At 53.8% G+C, this 17,203-nt stretch carries 14 protein-coding genes; 12 read left to right on the top strand and 2 right to left on the bottom strand.

All coding sequences use genetic code 11. The features are described 5' to 3' along the window. Positions 1-33: 33 nt before the first annotated feature. The 5 genes from GN242_RS12680 to flgL all read left to right on the top strand — a co-directional run bounded on the left by GN242_RS12680 (position 34) and on the right by flgL (position 5,554). Entirely contained in the window at positions 34-735 is a 702-nt protein-coding gene (locus GN242_RS12680) for a flagellar basal body L-ring protein FlgH (RefSeq protein WP_154750757.1), read from the top strand. A 9-nt stretch (positions 736-744) separates the two neighbouring features. Then, positions 745-1,851, top strand: coding sequence for a flagellar basal body P-ring protein FlgI (locus GN242_RS12675; protein WP_154750758.1), 1,107 nt, complete (start codon positions 745-747; stop codon positions 1,849-1,851). Further along, entirely contained in the window at positions 1,851-2,792 is a 942-nt protein-coding gene (gene flgJ, locus GN242_RS12670; protein WP_154750759.1) for a flagellar assembly peptidoglycan hydrolase FlgJ, read from the top strand. Before GN242_RS12675 ends, flgJ begins: the two co-directional genes overlap by 1 nt. A 133-nt stretch (positions 2,793-2,925) precedes the next feature. Continuing rightward, positions 2,926-4,569, top strand: coding sequence for a flagellar hook-associated protein FlgK (gene flgK, locus GN242_RS12665; protein ID WP_156287600.1), 1,644 nt, complete (start codon positions 2,926-2,928; stop codon positions 4,567-4,569). Positions 4,570-4,588: 19 nt separating this feature from the next. Then, positions 4,589-5,554 carry a flagellar hook-associated protein FlgL gene (gene flgL / locus GN242_RS12660; RefSeq protein WP_154750761.1) on the top strand — a complete coding sequence of 322 codons (966 nt, stop codon included), beginning with the start codon at positions 4,589-4,591 and terminating at the stop codon, positions 5,552-5,554. 325 nt (positions 5,555-5,879) lie between these two features. Here the strand turns inward: flgL and rne are convergent, their stop codons facing one another. Then, on the bottom strand, positions 5,880-9,431 hold the full coding sequence (rne, locus tag GN242_RS12655) for a ribonuclease E (RefSeq protein WP_156287599.1): 3,552 nt from the start codon (positions 9,429-9,431) through the stop codon (positions 5,880-5,882). Between the two features lie 692 nt (positions 9,432-10,123). Between rne and rluC the strand changes: the two genes are divergently transcribed. Further along, on the top strand, positions 10,124-11,086 hold the full coding sequence (gene rluC / locus GN242_RS12650) for a 23S rRNA pseudouridine(955/2504/2580) synthase RluC (protein ID WP_154750763.1): 963 nt from the start codon (positions 10,124-10,126) through the stop codon (positions 11,084-11,086). 837 nt (positions 11,087-11,923) lie between these two features. On the opposite strand, the gene GN242_RS12645 is transcribed toward rluC, so the two are convergent. After that, on the bottom strand, positions 11,924-12,532 hold the full coding sequence (locus GN242_RS12645; RefSeq protein WP_156287598.1) for a Maf family protein: 609 nt from the start codon (positions 12,530-12,532) through the stop codon (positions 11,924-11,926). A gap of 142 nt (positions 12,533-12,674) precedes the next feature. On the opposite strand from GN242_RS12645, the gene yceD reads away from it, so the two are divergent. Genes yceD through fabG form a run of 6 tightly spaced genes read left to right on the top strand, consistent with a single transcriptional unit; the run spans position 12,675 to position 17,109 of the window. Beyond that, the gene (yceD, locus tag GN242_RS12640) at positions 12,675-13,196 is read left to right on the top strand and encodes a 23S rRNA accumulation protein YceD (RefSeq protein ID WP_154750765.1); all 522 of its coding nucleotides are present in this window, start codon (positions 12,675-12,677) and stop codon (positions 13,194-13,196) included. Positions 13,197-13,210: 14 nt separating this feature from the next. Further along, positions 13,211-13,381, top strand: a complete 171-nt coding sequence (gene rpmF, locus GN242_RS12635; RefSeq protein WP_003849870.1) for a 50S ribosomal protein L32 — start codon at positions 13,211-13,213, stop codon at positions 13,379-13,381. Positions 13,382-13,403: 22 nt separating this feature from the next. Continuing rightward, complete coding sequence (gene plsX / locus GN242_RS12630) at positions 13,404-14,438, top strand: phosphate acyltransferase PlsX (RefSeq protein ID WP_154750766.1); 1,035 nt, start codon at positions 13,404-13,406, stop codon at positions 14,436-14,438. 6 nt (positions 14,439-14,444) lie between these two features. Next, a complete protein-coding gene (locus GN242_RS12625) occupies positions 14,445-15,398 on the top strand; it encodes a beta-ketoacyl-ACP synthase III (RefSeq protein WP_154750767.1) in 954 nt (317 codons plus the stop codon). 33 nt (positions 15,399-15,431) lie between these two features. Further along, complete coding sequence (gene fabD / locus GN242_RS12620; protein WP_154750768.1) at positions 15,432-16,361, top strand: ACP S-malonyltransferase; 930 nt, start codon at positions 15,432-15,434, stop codon at positions 16,359-16,361. A 13-nt stretch (positions 16,362-16,374) separates the two neighbouring features. After that, positions 16,375-17,109 carry a 3-oxoacyl-ACP reductase FabG gene (gene fabG, locus GN242_RS12615; RefSeq protein ID WP_154750769.1) on the top strand — a complete coding sequence of 245 codons (735 nt, stop codon included), beginning with the start codon at positions 16,375-16,377 and terminating at the stop codon, positions 17,107-17,109. Positions 17,110-17,203 lie beyond the last annotated feature (94 nt).

Here is a 17,203-nt window from a genome sequence, read left to right as displayed (position 1 = left end):
ATAAAATATTCACGTAATGAAAGGTTCATATCCATGGCGCAGCAGATCTCATTGCCTGGACGTTTGTTAGTAGCCACGTTGCTGCTGACGCTTAACGGTTGTGCGTTAGTCCCCCGTAAGCCTCTGGTCGAAGGTTCGACAACGGCCCAGCCGCTGCCTGCTTCGCCTGCGTTGGTAAACGGTTCTATTTTTCAGGGCGTGATGCCGATGAACTACGGCTATCAGCCGCTGTTCGAAGATCGTCGCCCACGTAATATTGGCGATACGTTAACCATCACGCTGCAAGAAAATGTCAGCGCGAGTAAGAGTTCTTCTGCCAATGCCGGACGTGACGGCAGCGCCAGCTTTGGCCTGACCGCAACGCCGCGCTCGCTGGTCGGTCTGCTGGGTGGTGATAAAACTACCCTGGACGGTGCCGGTAAAAACGATTTTGCCGGGAAAGGGGGCGCGACTGCCAATAACACCTTTACCGGAACTATCACCGTTACCGTTAATCAGGTGCTGCCGAACGGCAACCTGAACGTGGTTGGTGAAAAACAGATTGAGATTAATCAGGGAACAGAGTTTATCCGCTTCTCCGGTGTGGTTAACCCACGCACGATTAGCGCCAGCAACAGTGTTGTTTCCACCCAGGTGGCAGATGCCCGCATTGAATACGTCGGTAACGGCTATATCAATGAGGCGCAAACCATGGGCTGGCTGCAACGGTTCTTCCTGAACATATCACCGATGTAAGAGGTTTTAATGCGCAATGTACTGATTCGATTTGCCCTGCTGCTGGTGGTGGGGTTTAGCGCCCTGGCTCAGGCCGATCGTATTCGCGATCTCACGACCGTTGGAGGAGTGCGCGATAACTCCCTGATCGGTTACGGTCTGGTGGTGGGGCTGGATGGCACCGGTGACCAGACCACTCAGACGCCGTTTACCACTCAGAGCCTCAACAACATGCTCTCGCAGTTAGGGATCACCGTTCCTACCGGCACCAACATGCAGCTGAAAAACGTGGCGGCGGTAATGGTCACCGCCAAACTGCCGGCTTTTGGTCGTCAGGGCCAGGTGGTGGATGTGGTGGTCTCTTCTATGGGTAACGCCAAAAGCCTGCGCGGCGGTACGCTGCTGATGACGCCGTTAAAAGGCGTTGATAACCAGGTCTATGCGCTGGCGCAGGGCAATATCTTGATCGGCGGAGCCAGCGCTTCCTCCGGTGGCAGCAGTGTGCAGGTTAACCAGGTGAACGGCGGCCGCATTACCGGTGGCGCGACCATTGAGCGTGAACTGCCGAATAACTTTGGTACCAGCAACATTGTCAGCCTGTTTCTGAATCAGGAAGATTTCAGCATGGCGCAGCGCATCGCGGACGCCATTAACAGCCGTGGCGGTTACGGCATGGCGCAGGCGGTTGATGGCCGTACCGTGCAGGTTCGTTCTACCGCGAATAACACCTCTCAGGTGCGCCTGCTGGCCGATATTCAGAATATTGATGTCTCGGTGCCAATTCAGGATGCGAAAGTAATTATCAACTCACGTACCGGATCGGTCGTTATGAACCGCGAAGTGAATCTGACGCAGTGTGCCATTGCGCAGGGTAACCTTTCGGTCACCGTCAATCAGACGCAGAACGTCAGCCAGCCGAACACGCCATTTGGCGGAGGCCAGACCGTAGTAACGCCGCAGACGCAGATCGATTTGCGCCAGAGTGGCGGGGCATTACAAACGGTCAATGCTACCGCGAATCTTAACAGCGTGGTGCGTGCGCTGAACGCGCTGGGTGCGACACCCATCGATCTGATGTCGATTTTACAGTCGATGGAAAGCGCAGGTTGCCTGCACGCCAAACTGGAAATTATCTGATGAGCGACAACAGCCAGTCTCTGACCAGCGCAGCGTACGACAGTCGCTCGCTAAACAACCTGAAGCGTATGGCCGGTAATGACCCGAAAGCGCACGCGCGCGAAGTGGCAAAACAGGTCGAAGGGATGTTTGTCCAGATGATGTTGAAAAGCATGCGCCAGGCGCTTCCGCAGGATGGCCTGCTGAGTACCGAACAGACGCGGCTTTATACCTCAATGTACGATCAGCAGATTGGCCAGCAGATCGGGGCGAAAGGCCTCGGTCTGGCTGACTTGATTGTGAAACAGATGGAAGGGCAAAAGCCGCTGGATCCGAAATCGGGTACGGTGCCGATGCCACTCGACAAGAGTTTTATTAATACGCTGCCGCCGCTGGCGATGGAACAGATTGTACGTAAAGCGGTACCGCGTTTTCCCACTCATGATGCGCCGCTTTCCGGTGACAGCAGCGACTTTATCGCCACGCTGTCGCAGCCTGCTCGCGCTGCAAGTGAGCAGAGCGGCATTCCGCATCATCTGATCCTGGCTCAGGCTGCGCTGGAGTCTGGCTGGGGCCAGCGCCAGATCCTCACCCGTGACGGCAAGCCGAGCTACAACGTGTTTGGTATTAAAGCCACCGGAAGCTGGCAGGGTAAAACCACCGACATAATGACCACCGAATACGAAAATGGTGAAGCGAAGAAGGTGAAGCAGAAATTCCGCGTTTACGACTCCTATTTCGATGCGCTGAACGACTACGTCAAACTGCTGAGTAACAACCCGCGCTATGCCGCTGTTACCAAAGCGTCGACGGCAGAACAGGGCGCTCAGGCCTTGCAGGCTGCGGGTTATGCCACCGATCCTAAATATGCACAAAAACTGGTGGGCATGATCCAGCAGTTCAAAAATATGGGCGAAAAAGTCGTCAAAGCCTACAGCCAGGATATCGGTGATTTGTTTTAAAATTTTGCGGGGAAATGCTCAAGTTTACCCCATTTGAACCGATAACCTTTTCAGGCCGGATTTGCTCTATCTTCCCTCCGGCAAACGATTCGTCAATGCTGGCTCTGGAGTTGCCGGTGAACAAGGAACCGAAATGGCAAATTTGATCAATACCGCAATGAGCGGTTTAAGCGCCGCCTCTGCCGCGCTGAATACCACCAGTAATAACATTACCAACTATGCCGTTACCGGTTATTCACGCCAGACCACCGTACTTGCTCAGGCCAACAGTACCCTGAGCGGTAATAATTACTATGGTAATGGTGCCAACGTCTCCACGGTATACCGTGAGTATGACCAGTTCATCACTAACCAGCTGCGTGCGGCCAGCGCTCAATCCAGCGCCATCACCACTCAGTACAGCCAGATTTCCAGCCTTGACGACATGCTGTCCGGCACCACCAATACGCTGTCGACCAACATGCAGGACTTCTTTAGTTCATTGCAGACGCTCTCCAGCAATGCCAGCGACTCCTCTTCCCGTCAGGCGGTATTAGGTAAGGCGGAAGGGCTGGTTAATCAGTTCAAAGTGGCTGATACCTATTTAACTAATCTCGACAGCAGCGTAAATACCTCGGTTAAAGCGACAGTCGAGCAGATCAATAACTACGCCAAACAGATTGCGAACGTTAACCAGCAGATTATTAAGCTGAAAGGTGCGGGTGCCGGTAGCGAACCCAATAACCTGCTGGATCAGCGCGATCAGCTGGTGAGTGAGCTGAATAAGCTGGTGGGTGTTACCGTCTCGCAGCAGGATGGCGGTAGTTATAATATTGCCATCGGTAACGGCATTTCTCTGGTTCAGGGCGATACATACAGCCAGCTGGCGGCAGTGCCTTCCAGTGCCGATCCTGGGCGTACCACCATTGCTACCGTTGATTCAGCAACCGGTGCAAAAACCGAAATTTCTGAAAAGCTGATTACCACCGGTTCACTGGGTGGCCTGCTGGCATTTCGCAGCGACCTCGACGGTGTGCGTAACCAGGTAGGCCAGCTGGCGATGGCTCTTGGAACCAGCTTTAACACCCAGCATAAATTGGGTAAAGATGTTGATGACAATGCTGGCGGTGATTTTTTCAGCCTTGGCAGCCCGACGGTGCTCTCCAACAGTAAGAATACCGGTGGTGCTACGCTGACGGCGACCTGGGCAGATACCACTGCGGTTCAGGCATCTAACTATACCGTGAGCTATGACGGCACCAACTGGACGGCAACCCGCCTGTCGGATAATACCAAATCGACGGTGACCGTTGATGCCACGGCCAAAACCCTCTCATTTGATGGTCTTTCCGTAGCCTATGACCAGCTGCCTGCCAGCAAAGACAGTTTCACCATCAAGCCGGTATCAGGCGTTGTGACCGGGATGGATGTATTAGTCACTGACGAATCCAAACTGGCTGCGGCCAGTGCCACCGGCGGTGCAAGTAATAATGAAAACGTACAGAAGCTGTTAGATCTGCAAACTGCCAATGTGATTAACGGCAAAAGTACCCTGACGCAGGCGTATGCCAGCCTTGTCGCTAATGTCGGTAACAAAACCAACACCCTGCAAACCACCAGCACCACGCAGGCAGCCGTTGTTACGCAGTTGACTAACCAGCAGCAGTCGGTTTCCGGGGTTAACCTCGATGAAGAGTATGCCAACCTGACGCGCTTTCAGCAGTACTACATGGCGAATGCCCAGGTATTGCAGACTGCTTCCACTATTTTTCAGTCACTGATGAGTGCTGTTAGTTAATTTTTAGAGGAATTAAACCATGCGACTCAGTACCGGCATGATCTATGACCAGCAGATGCGCGGCATTCAGACTTCTCAGGCAAGCTGGCTGAAAGTGGGTGAGCAGCTCTCGACAGGTAACCGTGTCAACAGGCCCTCAGATGATGCGGTGGCCGCTGCTCAGGCGGTGGTGGTTTCTCAGGCTCAGGCTGAAACCGCACAGTATAAGACGGCCCGCGTGTTTGCCACGCAGAATCAGTCAACTGAAGAGACCACGCTGAAGCAGGTAGCCGATGTGGTTATCAGCGCTCAGACCATTGTGGTGGGGGCAGCAAACGGTGTGTTATCTGACGCCGATCGCTCTTCCTATGCGACACAGTTAGAAGGGATCCGTGCGCAGCTGCTTAACCTTGCGAACAGCACTGACGGCAATGGCCGCTATCTGTTCGCCGGGTATGAAAGCGATAAAGCTCCCTTTGTAACGGATGCTTCGGGCAGCACGACCTATGATGGTGGGCTTAACCCGATTACGCAGAAAGTGGATGCCAGCCGAACGCTGACCACTAACCATACCGGCAAGCAGGTATTCGATTCACTCACCAGCAGCGCTGTCAAAGAACCTGACGGCTCCACCGGTGAGAGCAATATCTTTACCATTCTGGATACGGCTATTAACTCATTGAAAGTGCCACTGGACGATGCGGATCAGACTGCCGTTGATGCTGAGGCTGCGAAACTGGATATCGCTAACCGTGGCCTGCGTAACTCGCTGAACAACGTCTCAAGCGTACGTTCTGAGATTGGTACCAATCTTCAGGAGCTGGATAATCTGGACTCAAAAGGCGATGACACCGCGTTAAATCTGAAAACGCAGATGAGCGGACTGGTGGGTGCTGATACCACTGAGACCATCTCCAGTTACACCATGCAGCAGGCTGCATTGCAGGCCTCGTATACCGTGTTCCAGCAAATGTCGAAGCTGTCTCTGTTTCAACTGAATTCCTAGACTGACCTGTAAGATTTGGACGCACTTTAACCGGGTGCGTTTAGTTTGTCCCGCTGTCGGCAGTAGTCTGCTAACAGCGGGTTTTTTTTGCCTGAACTACCGGGGCGGGTCAGATTAAAGCGCTGCCGCACGGCATTATGTCATCCGGAATACCCTCGCAGGGGGAGACGCTCACTCCCTGAAGTAGCCTATTGTTAGCTTTCACAGGCCAGACTCTGCGTATTGAATAGCGCAGCCACGAGTATCTCTGAACCGCAAAATAAATAGTCAGCATAAAAAAAGCCCCGACCATAAGGCCGGGGCTTGATTGACGCTTTATCAGGTTTTACGGGCGAGTTGCCGGAGCAGTCGCCTGGTGGGTAGCAGCATGACCGCCTGCTGAACCCTTACCATCAAAGTTAAAGTCCGGACGTACCCAGTCGCTCTGACGTGGTGCTTCTGGCTGATAAGCCGGAGCCGGTGCTTTCGTCATCGGCGCAGTGGCGTGATGCGCGGCGCTGTCCTGCGCAGGAGCCACAGATCCGGTAACCGCCGGGGCAGCTACAGCAGCAGCTGGTGCAGCGATAACAGGCTCATCACGAGCAGGCACCGGAGCATGCGGTTCGCTGGTCGCCACAGGTTGCTGGGCGGCAGTGGTTTCTGGGGCATGCAGCACTTCAGCAACCTGCTGCTCAACTTCAGGGCTGACTTCAACAGGCGCCGCCTGAGCAACTTCCGCAGCCTGCTGCTGAGGTTCAGTCTGTTGAGCTTCTTCCACGATATCAGCAACAGCATCAACCGCTGCGGTTGCAGCTGCTGGCTGAACATCTTCTGCTGAAACGGCTTCTGCTGCGGTCTCCTGCGCGATAACTTCATCAGCGGTAGAGATAACAGCTGGCTCTTCATTGACCGGTGCGTCGATAGCTGCCGTCTCTTCAGCAATCACTGGCGTGATTTCTGGCAGACTTTCTGGCTGCGGTTCGGCGTGCTGCACAGATTCAGCCGGTACGGTTGCCGGAGCTTCTGCTGCTGTAGTATCAACTACAGGAGCTTCCACAACAGGCGCTGCTGCAACAGGCGTTTCAGCCACTGGTGCGGTAACGGCGATTTCCGGAGTTTCTACCACGCTGGCGGTTTCAACAGCGGCAACAGCAGCAGCCGTTGTCACTTCCGGTGTCTCGATATCGGCATGACCATAGGCAGGAACGACTGAATGGCCAGGTTCCTCATGAGTTTCATGATCGCTGGTCTGCGCAACCGGATAAGTAATCCACACTTTACCCGATGCCATTTCTGGCGATGCAGCAGCGCTCGGCAGCGGCATTGGGGACTGTGAAGGATAACGCTCATCACGGTAACGGCGGCGACGCTGACCACTCACGCGCAGGTGGCGCGGGGAGCGACGTGAACGACGTGGCATATTGTTACCATCGCGATCGTCGTTATCGTCAGACTCGGCGACAGATTCGTTAACCACCGGCGCAGGTGCCGAAGGTGCCACTTCTTCTGTATCAAACGAGCGCGCTGCTGTCTGTTCAGCGGTTTCGATACGCACTTTCTGGTTCAGCTGGCGCGGTTTACGGCGCGGCATCACCTGTACGTTCTCTTCCTGCACTTCCAGATTTTCTGCGGTTTCGAGGATCGGCTCTGCGATCTTCTCTTCCTGCACTACCGGGCGTTTATCTTCCTGGTTCTGACCAGGACGACGACGCTGGCGATCCTGACGAGGCTGACGCGGCTGCGAAGTTTCGCTGCGCTCAAATTCGTCCGGTACCATACGCTCGCTACGGGCGTCGGTCTGTGGTGCGTTGCGTTTGTTATTGTTGTTACGACGGTTGTCCTCGCGAGGCTCACGCGCTGGCGCTTCGGTGTTGCGTTCACGTGGTGCACGTTCGGCGCGCTCACCGTTGCGGTCATTGCGGTCAGTATTGCGTTCGTTGCGCTCACCGCTGCGGTCGTTACGTTCGCCATTGCGGTCGCTACGATCTGCATTACGGTCGCCATAACGTTCACCACGCTCTCCGTTACGATCGCGACGGTTGTTATTCTGGCGGCGGTTGTTACGACGTTCGCTACGCGGTGCAGCGGCTTCGGCAGCTTTTTCTTCAACCACAGCTGGTTGTGGCTGTTCAGCTGGTTTCTCTTCCGTAGCGAACAGTTTTTTCAGCCCGCTTAAGAAGCGGCTAACCAGACCTGGCTGGGTTGCAGCAGCAGGGGATTTCGCTTCAGGTTGTGCAACAGGTTTGGCGACAACAACTTCTGCCACTTCTTCCTGAGGTGCCGGTGGTGCATCTGGCATAACAAAGGCGGCGAGGGCAGGCTGTTCAGGACGCTTACGCTCTGCGTGCTCTTCTTCAGAAGGCAGAGCCATTTCAGCTTCATGCAGCTTCGGCAGATGATAGCTCAGGGTCTGAGTTTCTTCACCGCTGCGCACACGCAGGACTGAGTAGTGCGGTGTCTGCATATTATCGTTAGGTACGATAATAGCGCGTACGCCACCCTGACGTTTTTCAATCGCGCTGACGGCTTCACGCTTCTCGTTCAGCAGGTAGGAAGCAACCTGAACTGGCACGATGGCATGAACTTCTTTGGTGTTCTCTTTCAGCGCTTCTTCTTCAATCAGACGCAGAATAGAGAGTGACAGCGATTCGTTATCACGGATGGTGCCGGTACCGCTACAGCGCGGGCAGACGTGATGGCTGGATTCACCCAGTGACGGGCTGAGGCGCTGACGCGACATCTCCAGCAGGCCAAAGCGAGAAATATGGCTGATCTGGATACGTGCACGATCCTGACGCACTGCTTCGCGCAGTCGGTTTTCTACCGCGCGCTGGTGGCGAACAGGGGTCATGTCGATAAAGTCGATAACAATCAGGCCGCCGAGGTCACGCAGACGCAGCTGGCGTGCGATTTCATCAGCCGCTTCCAGGTTGGTATTAAAGGCGGTCTCTTCGATGTCACCGCCGCGGGTAGCGCGTGCGGAGTTGATATCGATGGCGGTCAGCGCTTCGGTGGTGTCGATAACAATCGAGCCGCCGGAAGGCAGACGCACTTCACGCTGGAATGCAGATTCAATCTGCGATTCGATCTGGTAGTGGCTGAACAGCGGAATTTCACCGGTGTACAATTTAATTTTGCTGCTGAAATCCGGACGACCGAGGGCGGCGATATGCTGGCGAGCCAGTTCGAGCACTTTCGGGTTGTCGATAAGGATTTCGCCGATATCCTGGCGCAGATAGTCACGGAAGGCGCGCACGATAACGTTGCTTTCCTGATGGATCAGGAATGGAGCAGGGCGGCTTTCAGCGGCTTTTTTAATCGCTTCCCAGTGCTTCAGGCGGAAGCTGAGATCCCACTGCAATGCATCTGCTGATTTACCCACACCAGCGGTGCGTACAATCAGGCCCATGCCATCAGGCAGTTCCAGTGAGGAGAGTGCTTCTTTCAGTTCAGTGCGGTCATCCCCTTCGATACGGCGTGAAATACCACCTGCTCGTGGGTTATTAGGCATTAAAACCAGATAACTTCCCGCCAGACTGATAAACGTGGTGAGGGCTGCGCCTTTATTACCACGTTCTTCTTTATCGATCTGAACAATGACTTCCTGACCTTCACGCAGTACATCCTTAATATTTGGACGACCGTGAGAGTTGTAATTAGCAGGGAAGTATTCGCGGGAAATTTCTTTCAGAGGTAGGAAACCGTGCCGTTCAGCGCCGTAATCAACAAATGCCGCTTCTAAGCTAGGTTCAATGCGAGTGATCTTTCCTTTGTAGATGTTGGCTTTTTTCTGTTCGTGACCAGGACTTTCAATATCCAGGTCATACAGACGTTGTCCGTCCACGAGGGCAACACGCAACTCTTCCTGTTGAGTCGCGTTTATCAACATTCTTTTCATCGTAACTTACTCATTATTCTTACATTAGTGACAAAGCTGCGGGCAAAGTAACGCTGGACGTGAGGAACCGATGACCCCGTGTCTCATCGCAAAGCCGTCAACCTCCCGGTTGTCAGTAGCTAAAGGGGTGCAAATACTCGGTAGCCTGTTTTACATATGGAAAAACAGCGCTTTTCAGGGGGGGAACCGCCAGTAGAATACCAGGTGAACCAATCCCGTTTTATCGTCCAGGCTGCAACCCGCAGCCCGCTAAATGCCTGATTGCACAATACGTCTTACGCCATTGCTGCGTGTATGGGCTATCCGGCAAAATTTCTCACCCTTCAATCTTTCGAGCCGTAGCCATCTTGGCTGCTCTCATTCACCCCAGAGTCTGACTTATGTCTGTTTCCGGGGATTCTTTCGCTTGCCGCCTCGCTGCAACACGAAATCTATTGGGTGGACGCTATCTATTACCTTGCATTCACAAGTCTTAGCGTCAAAAACGGAGTTATTATTCCATTGCTAAGGCGGTGATCGCAAGGTGACTTTATCCGCGTTGAGAAGTTTCTCTCAGCTTTTAGAACGTATTGCAGTGCTTTTCAGCAGATTGTCTAAAAACCGGTCACAACTTCCTGCGGTAACCGTCTCTGTCAGTTAAGCACAGAAAAAGAGGTGGCGCTATCACAGCGCACTATTTAGAATCGCCATCCATGAAAACCAATACTCCAGCCGTACATTTTATTGCCATTTCTGCTGATGAAGCGGGACAGCGCATCGATAACTTTTTACGTACCCATCTGAAAGGGGTACCGAAGAGCATGATTTATCGCATTTTGCGTAAAGGCGAAGTGCGGGTGAACAAAAAGCGCATTAAACCGGAATATAAACTGGAGGCAGGGGACGAAGTGCGCATTCCTCCGGTGAGGGTGGCGGAACGTGAAGATGATAACGTTTCGCCTAAGCTGGCAAAAGTTGCCGCGCTGGAGCACGCCATTATATATGAAGACGATCATATTCTGGTGATGAACAAACCGTCCGGCACGGCCGTTCACGGCGGTAGCGGTTTGAGCTTTGGCGTTATTGAAGGGCTGCGGGCGCTGCGTCCTGATGCGCGCTTTCTGGAACTGGTGCACCGCCTCGACCGCGATACGTCCGGGGTGCTGCTGGTGGCTAAAAAACGTTCCGCTCTGCGTTCGCTGCACGAGCAGCTGCGTGAGAAGGGGATGCAGAAAGATTATCTCGCGCTGGTGCGTGGGCAGTGGCCCTCTCATGTTAAAGCCGTGCGTGCACCGTTGCTGAAAAATATCCTGCAAAGTGGCGAGCGCATAGTAAAGGTTAATAGTGAGGGGAAACCTTCCGAAACGCTGTTTAAAGTGGAAGAGCGTTTTGCCATGGCGACACTGGTAAAAGCCAGCCCGGTTACCGGTCGCACACATCAGATTCGCGTACATACTCTACACGCCGGACATCCGATAGCGTTTGATGATCGCTACGGAGAGGCTGAGTTTGATCAGCAGTTGAGCGGTACCGGGCTGAAACGCCTGTTTCTGCATGCCGCTGCGCTGCGTTTTACCCACCCGAATACCGGGGAAGTGATGCGCGTGGAGGCTCCGCTGGATAACGAACTTAAGCGCTGCCTGGAAATCCTGCGTAAACAATACCCGGCCACGTAAGAGGCGTGCCTGAACCGCTTATGGCGAGGCATGCCTCGCCACTACGTTAACGGATCAACCTCCGGTGTTAACTTTTTCGGCACCTCTGCACTCCGCAGGGGGCAGGCATGCCTGAGGCGCTTATGGCGAGGCATGCCTCGCCACTACGTTAATGGATTAACCCCGGTGTTATGTTTTCGGCACCTCTGCACTCCGCAGGGGGCAGGCGTGCCTGAATCGCTTATGGCGAGGCATGCCTCGCCACTAAGTTAATGGATCAACCTCCGGTGTTAACGTTTTCGGTACCTCTGCACTCCGCAGGGGGCAGGCGTGCCTGAGGCGCTTATGGCGAGGCATGCCTCGCCACTACGTTAACGGATCAATCCCTGGTGTTAACGTTTTCGGCACCTCTGCACTCCGCAGGGGTCAGGCGTGCCTGAATCGCTTATGGCGAGGCATGCCTCGCCACTACGTTAATGGATCAACCTCCGGTGTTAACGTTTTCGGCACCTCTGCACTCCGCAGGGGGCAGGCGTGCCTGAATCGCTTATGGCGAGGCATGCCTCGCCACTACGTTAATGGATCAACCTCCGGTGTTAACGTTTTCGGCACCTCTGCACTCCGTAGGGGTCAGGTATGCCTGACCCGCTTATGGCGAGGCATGCCTCGCCACTACGTTAATGGATCAACCTCCGGTGTTAACGTTTTCGGCACCTCTGCACTCCGTAGGGGTCAGATATGCCTGACCCGCTTATGGCGAGGCATGCCTCGCCACTACGTTAATGGATTAACCCCGGTGTTAACATTTTCGGCATCTCTGCACTCCGTAGGGGTCAGGCATGCCTGACCCGGGGACGATTACTTATGGCGGGGCAAACCTTGATCCTTCATTAACGGATCAACCCCGGCTTTTCTCAGCATCTCACACAGCGCAATCAGCGGCAGCCCTACCAGCGTATTAGGATCGCGTCCTGAGAGGCGGTCGAACAGCGTGATCCCCAGACCTTCACTTTTAAAGCTGCCAGCGCAGTTAAGCGGCTGCTCCTTACTGATGTAGGAATCAATCTCTGCGTCACTCAGGGTGCGAAAATCAACGCTGAATGGCTCACAGAGCACCTGCAAGGCACCATCGCGGCTGTCATAAAGGGCCAGACCGGTATAAAACACCACGCTATGTCCGCTCGCTGCGCGCAGCTGCTCTTTAGCACGCTCTGAAGTGTGCGGTTTGCCTAAAATCTTTCCGGCCACCACGCAGACCTGATCGGAACCGATAATCAGGTGATCCGGATACCGCGCTGCCAGCACCTGTGCCTTGGCTGTCGCCAGTCGTACCACCAGTTCTGTCGCATCTTCATTGGCGAGAGGTGTTTCATCCACTTCGGGCGCAGCGGTTATAAACGGCAGCTCCAGTTTGGCTAATAGAGCTTTTCGGTAGCTCGATGTAGAGGCTAATACGAGGTGGCGCATAATTTTTTCCAGAATAGATAGCGAATCAGTGTCAGGCATTTTAAACTATGCGCCGCACTGGATGCGAATAGCGGGTGAAAGATGTCGGAAACCGGCCTTTTTCTTTGACTCTAAGTCGTTACAAAGTTAATATGCGCGCCCTATGCAAAAGGTAAAATTACCCCTAACTCTCGATGCGGCTCGTACCGCTCAAAAACGCCTGGACTACCAGGGTGTTTACACCCCTGAACAGGTTGAGCGGATTGCCGAGTCGGTAGTGAGTGTGGATAGTGATGTAGAATGTGTAATGTCGTTTGCGATCGACGAACAGCGTCTGGCAGTGCTGAAAGGTACGGCCGAAGTTTCAGTGACGCTGTGCTGCCAACGCTGCAACAATACTTTTCCGCAGCATGTCCACGTAACGTACTGTTTCAGCCCGGTCGTCACTGACGAACAGGCAGAAGCACTGCCGGAAGCGTACGAGCCGATCAACGTCAACGAGTTTGGCGAAACCGATCTGCTGGCAATGGTTGAGGATGAAATCATTCTCGCCCTGCCTGTCGTTCCGGTGCATGATTCTGAACACTGTGAAGTGTCCGAGGCGGACATGGTCTTTGGCAAACTGCCTGCAGAGGCAGAAAAACCAAACCCATTTGCCGTATTAGCCAGTTTAAAGCGTAAGTAATAGGAGTAAGGTCCATGGCCGTACAACAGAATAAACCAACCCGTTCCAAACGTGGCATGCGTCGTTCACACGATGCGCTGACCACAGCAGCTCTTTCCGTAGATAAAGTTTCTGGCGAAACTCATCTGCGTCACCACATCACTGCGGATGGTTACTACCGCGGTCGCAAGGTCATCGTTAAGTAATTCCGCGGTTCGCGGAGCTATTTTGACACGTTTGACCCTGGCGATAGATGCCATGGGCGGGGACTTCGGCCCCTGCGTGACAGTGCCTGCATCATTGCAGGCACTGGAATCTAATCCGCATCTGCATCTCCTTCTGGTCGGTGATCCCGACACCATCACGTCATTACTTGCCAAAGCTGATTCTGCTATCAGAGAACGTTTGCAGATCATTGCTGCCGAATCGGTTATTGCCAGTGATGCCAGGCCTTCACAGGCGATCCGCGCCAGTCGCGGAAGCTCTATGCGTATTGCGCTGGAGCAGGTGAAATCAGGACAGGCGCAGGCCTGTATCAGTGCCGGTAATACCGGAGCACTGATGGGGTTGGCTAAATTATTATTAAAACCGCTGGATGGCATTGATCGTCCGGCGTTAATGACCGTGTTACCGCATCAGCAGCATGGCAAAACCGTGGTGCTGGATTTAGGCGCTAATGTCGATTCCGACAGTGCTATGCTGGTGCAGTTTGCCGTCATGGGAGCGGTAATGGCCGAAGAAATTTTGGCCATCGATCGCCCGAGAGTTGCATTACTTAATATTGGTCAGGAAGAGACCAAAGGGTTGAGTTCTATACGTGAAGCTGCCGCTGTACTGCGCGCTTCGCCCGAACTTAACTATATTGGATACCTTGAAGGCAACGATCTTCTTACCGGTAAAACAGACGTGCTTGTTTGCGATGGTTTTGTAGGCAATGTCACGCTGAAAACGATGGAAGGCGTAGTAAGAATGTTTCTTTCGCTGTTGAAATCACAGGGCGAAGGTAAAAAGAAAGCCTGGTGGCTGAGATTACTGGGGCGCTGGATCCAGAAGCGTCTGGCGAAGAAATTCGGCCATCTCAATCCTGACCAGTACAATGGCGCCTGTCTGTTAGGGTTACGTGGCACAGTTATTAAGAGTCACGGTGCGGCGAATCAACGCGCATTTACTGTAGCGATCCAACAGGCAGAGCAGGCGGTGCGGCGGCAAGTTCCTGAGCGGATTTCTGCCCGCCTTCAAGCTGTATTACCTAAGAGTGACTGAGCGTACATGTATACGAAGATTATCGGTACGGGCAGCTATTTGCCCGAGCAGGTGCGGACTAACGCCGATCTGGAAAAAATGGTGGAAACGTCGGACGAGTGGATTGTCACCCGTACTGGCATTCGTGAACGTCGTATTGCTGGCCCGGATGAAACCGTGGCAACCATGGGTTTCCATGCGGCAGAGCGCGCGCTGGAGATGGCGGGTATCGATAAAAATGATATCGGTCTGATCGTGGTGGCGACCACCTCGTCCAGCCACGCCTTCCCAAGCTCCGCCTGCATGATCCAGCAGATGCTGGGAATTGATGATGCCGCTTCCTTCGATCTTGCCGCCGCCTGTGCGGGATTCACCTATGCCCTGAGTGTGGCGGATCAGTACATCAAAAATGGCGCAGTAAAAAATGCACTGGTGATCGGGGCTGACGTCCTGGCCCGTATGCTCGATCCTAACGATCGCGGCACCATCATCCTGTTTGGTGATGGCGCAGGCGCAGCAGTACTGGGTGCCAGCGAAGAGCCGGGAATTATCTCCACGCATCTGCACGCGGATGGCCGCTATGGTCAACTGCTGACGCTGCCTAATCAGGATCGCGCCAATCAGAGCACTCCAGCTTACGTCACCATGGCGGGTAACGAAGTGTTCAAGGTTGCGGTGACTGAACTTGCCCACATTGTTGATGAAACGCTGACCGCCAATAAGCTGGATCGCTCGGCCATTGACTGGCTGGTACCGCATCAGGCAAATCTACGAATTATCAGCGCCACCGCCCGTAAACTGGGTATGGACATGGATAAAGTCGTTGTGACGCTCGATCGCCATGGCAACACGTCGGCCGCTTCCGTGCCGACCGCTCTGGATGAAGCGGTACGCGATGGCCGTATTCAACGTGGGCAGTTGATTCTGCTGGAAGCTTTTGGTGGCGGGTTCACCTGGGGTTCAGCACTGGTTCGCTTTTAATTAAGCAAAAATAGCGATTAACAGGAAATCACAATGACGCAATTTGCAATGGTGTTCCCGGGACAGGGATCGCAAACGGTAGGTATGCTGGCCGATTTGGCTGCAACAAACCCGCTTGTTGAAAAAACCTTCCGCGAAGCTTCAGATGCACTGGGTTACGATCTCTGGCAGCTGGTGCAACAAGGCCCTGCTGAAGAATTGAACAAAACATGGCAAACTCAGCCTGCTTTACTCGCTGCATCTGTTGCCATTTTCCGCGTTTGGCAGGAAAAAGGCGGAAAAGCGCCGTCAATGCTTGCAGGGCACAGCCTGGGTGAGTACAGTGCGCTGGTTTCTGCTGGTGTCATTGCGTTTGCAGATGCCATCAAACTGGTAGAACTGCGTGGTCAGCTGATGCAGGAAGCCGTTCCAGAAGGAACTGGCGCAATGCAGGCAATCATTGGTCTGGACGATGCGTCCATTGCCAAAGCCTGTGAAGAGTCTGCTCAGGGCCAGGTTGTCTCTCCGGTGAACTTTAACTCACCGGGCCAGGTTGTGATTGCTGGCAACAAAGAAGCCGTTGAGCGTGCGGGTGCTGCCTGTAAGGCCGCTGGCGCTAAACGTGCACTGCCGCTGCCTGTCAGCGTGCCGTCACACTGTGCACTGATGAAGCCTGCGGCAGATAAACTGGCCGTTGCTCTTGAGCAGTTAACCTTCAACGAACCTGCCTTCCCGGTAGTGAATAACGTTGATGTGAAGTGCGAGACTTCAGCAGAAGCTATTCGCAGCGCGCTGGTACGTCAGCTTTACAATCCAGTGCGTTGGACAGAGTGTGTAGAATTTATGGCCGGGCAGGGCGTGACGTCGCTGCTTGAGGTGGGCCCTGGTAAAGTTCTTACCGGACTCACTAAACGTATTGTTGACACCATGACGGCGGCTGCGGTAAATGACCAGGCCAGCCTGTCAGCGGCGCTTGAACAATAACACGGAGATAAACATGAACTTTGAAGGTAAAATCGCGCTGGTAACCGGTGCAAGCCGTGGGATCGGCCGTGCGATTGCAGAGACCCTGGTGGCGCGTGGTGCCAAAGTTGTGGGCACTGCGACCAGCCAAAGCGGCGCTGACGCTATCAGTACCTATCTGGGTGATAACGGCAAAGGCCTGCTTTTGAACGTCACCGATAGCGCTTCAATTGAAAGTGTTTTAGAAAAAATTCGCGCCGAATTTGGCGAAGTGGACATTTTAGTCAATAATGCAGGCATCACGCGTGATAATCTTCTGATGCGCATGAAGGATGATGAGTGGCAGGATATCATTGACACAAATCTGACTTCAGTATTCCGGCTGTCGAAAGCTGTAATGCGTGCCATGATGAAAAAACGTGCGGGTCGAATTATTACCATTGGCTCCGTAGTTGGAACAATGGGTAATGCGGGCCAGGCAAACTACGCAGCAGCAAAAGCGGGTTTGATTGGTTTTAGCAAGTCACTGGCGCGTGAAATCGCGTCCCGTGGCATTACTGTCAACGTCGTGGCACCTGGTTTTATTGAAACCGACATGACGCGTGCACTGAGCGAAGATCAGCGTGCGGGCATTCTGGCGGAAGTTCCTGCAGGTCGCCTCGGCGGCGCGCAGGAGATCGCTAATGCCGTTGCATTTTTAGCTTCAGACGAGGCTGCGTACATCACTGGTGAAACGCTCCACGTCAACGGCGGAATGTATATGGTCTAAAAATCACGAAATTATTTGCGTTATTTGGGGTAAAGGCCGCAGAATAGCGTAAAATCGTGGTTTGACCAGCCGAGATTTAGTTGCATCTTTTTCA

This window comes from Erwinia sorbitola (genome assembly GCF_009738185.1).
GTDB classification, from domain to species: Bacteria; Pseudomonadota; Gammaproteobacteria; order Enterobacterales; family Enterobacteriaceae; genus Erwinia; species Erwinia sorbitola.
The sequence above is the reverse complement of the archived record's forward strand: the minus strand, read 5'-3'. Positions and strand labels throughout refer to the sequence as shown.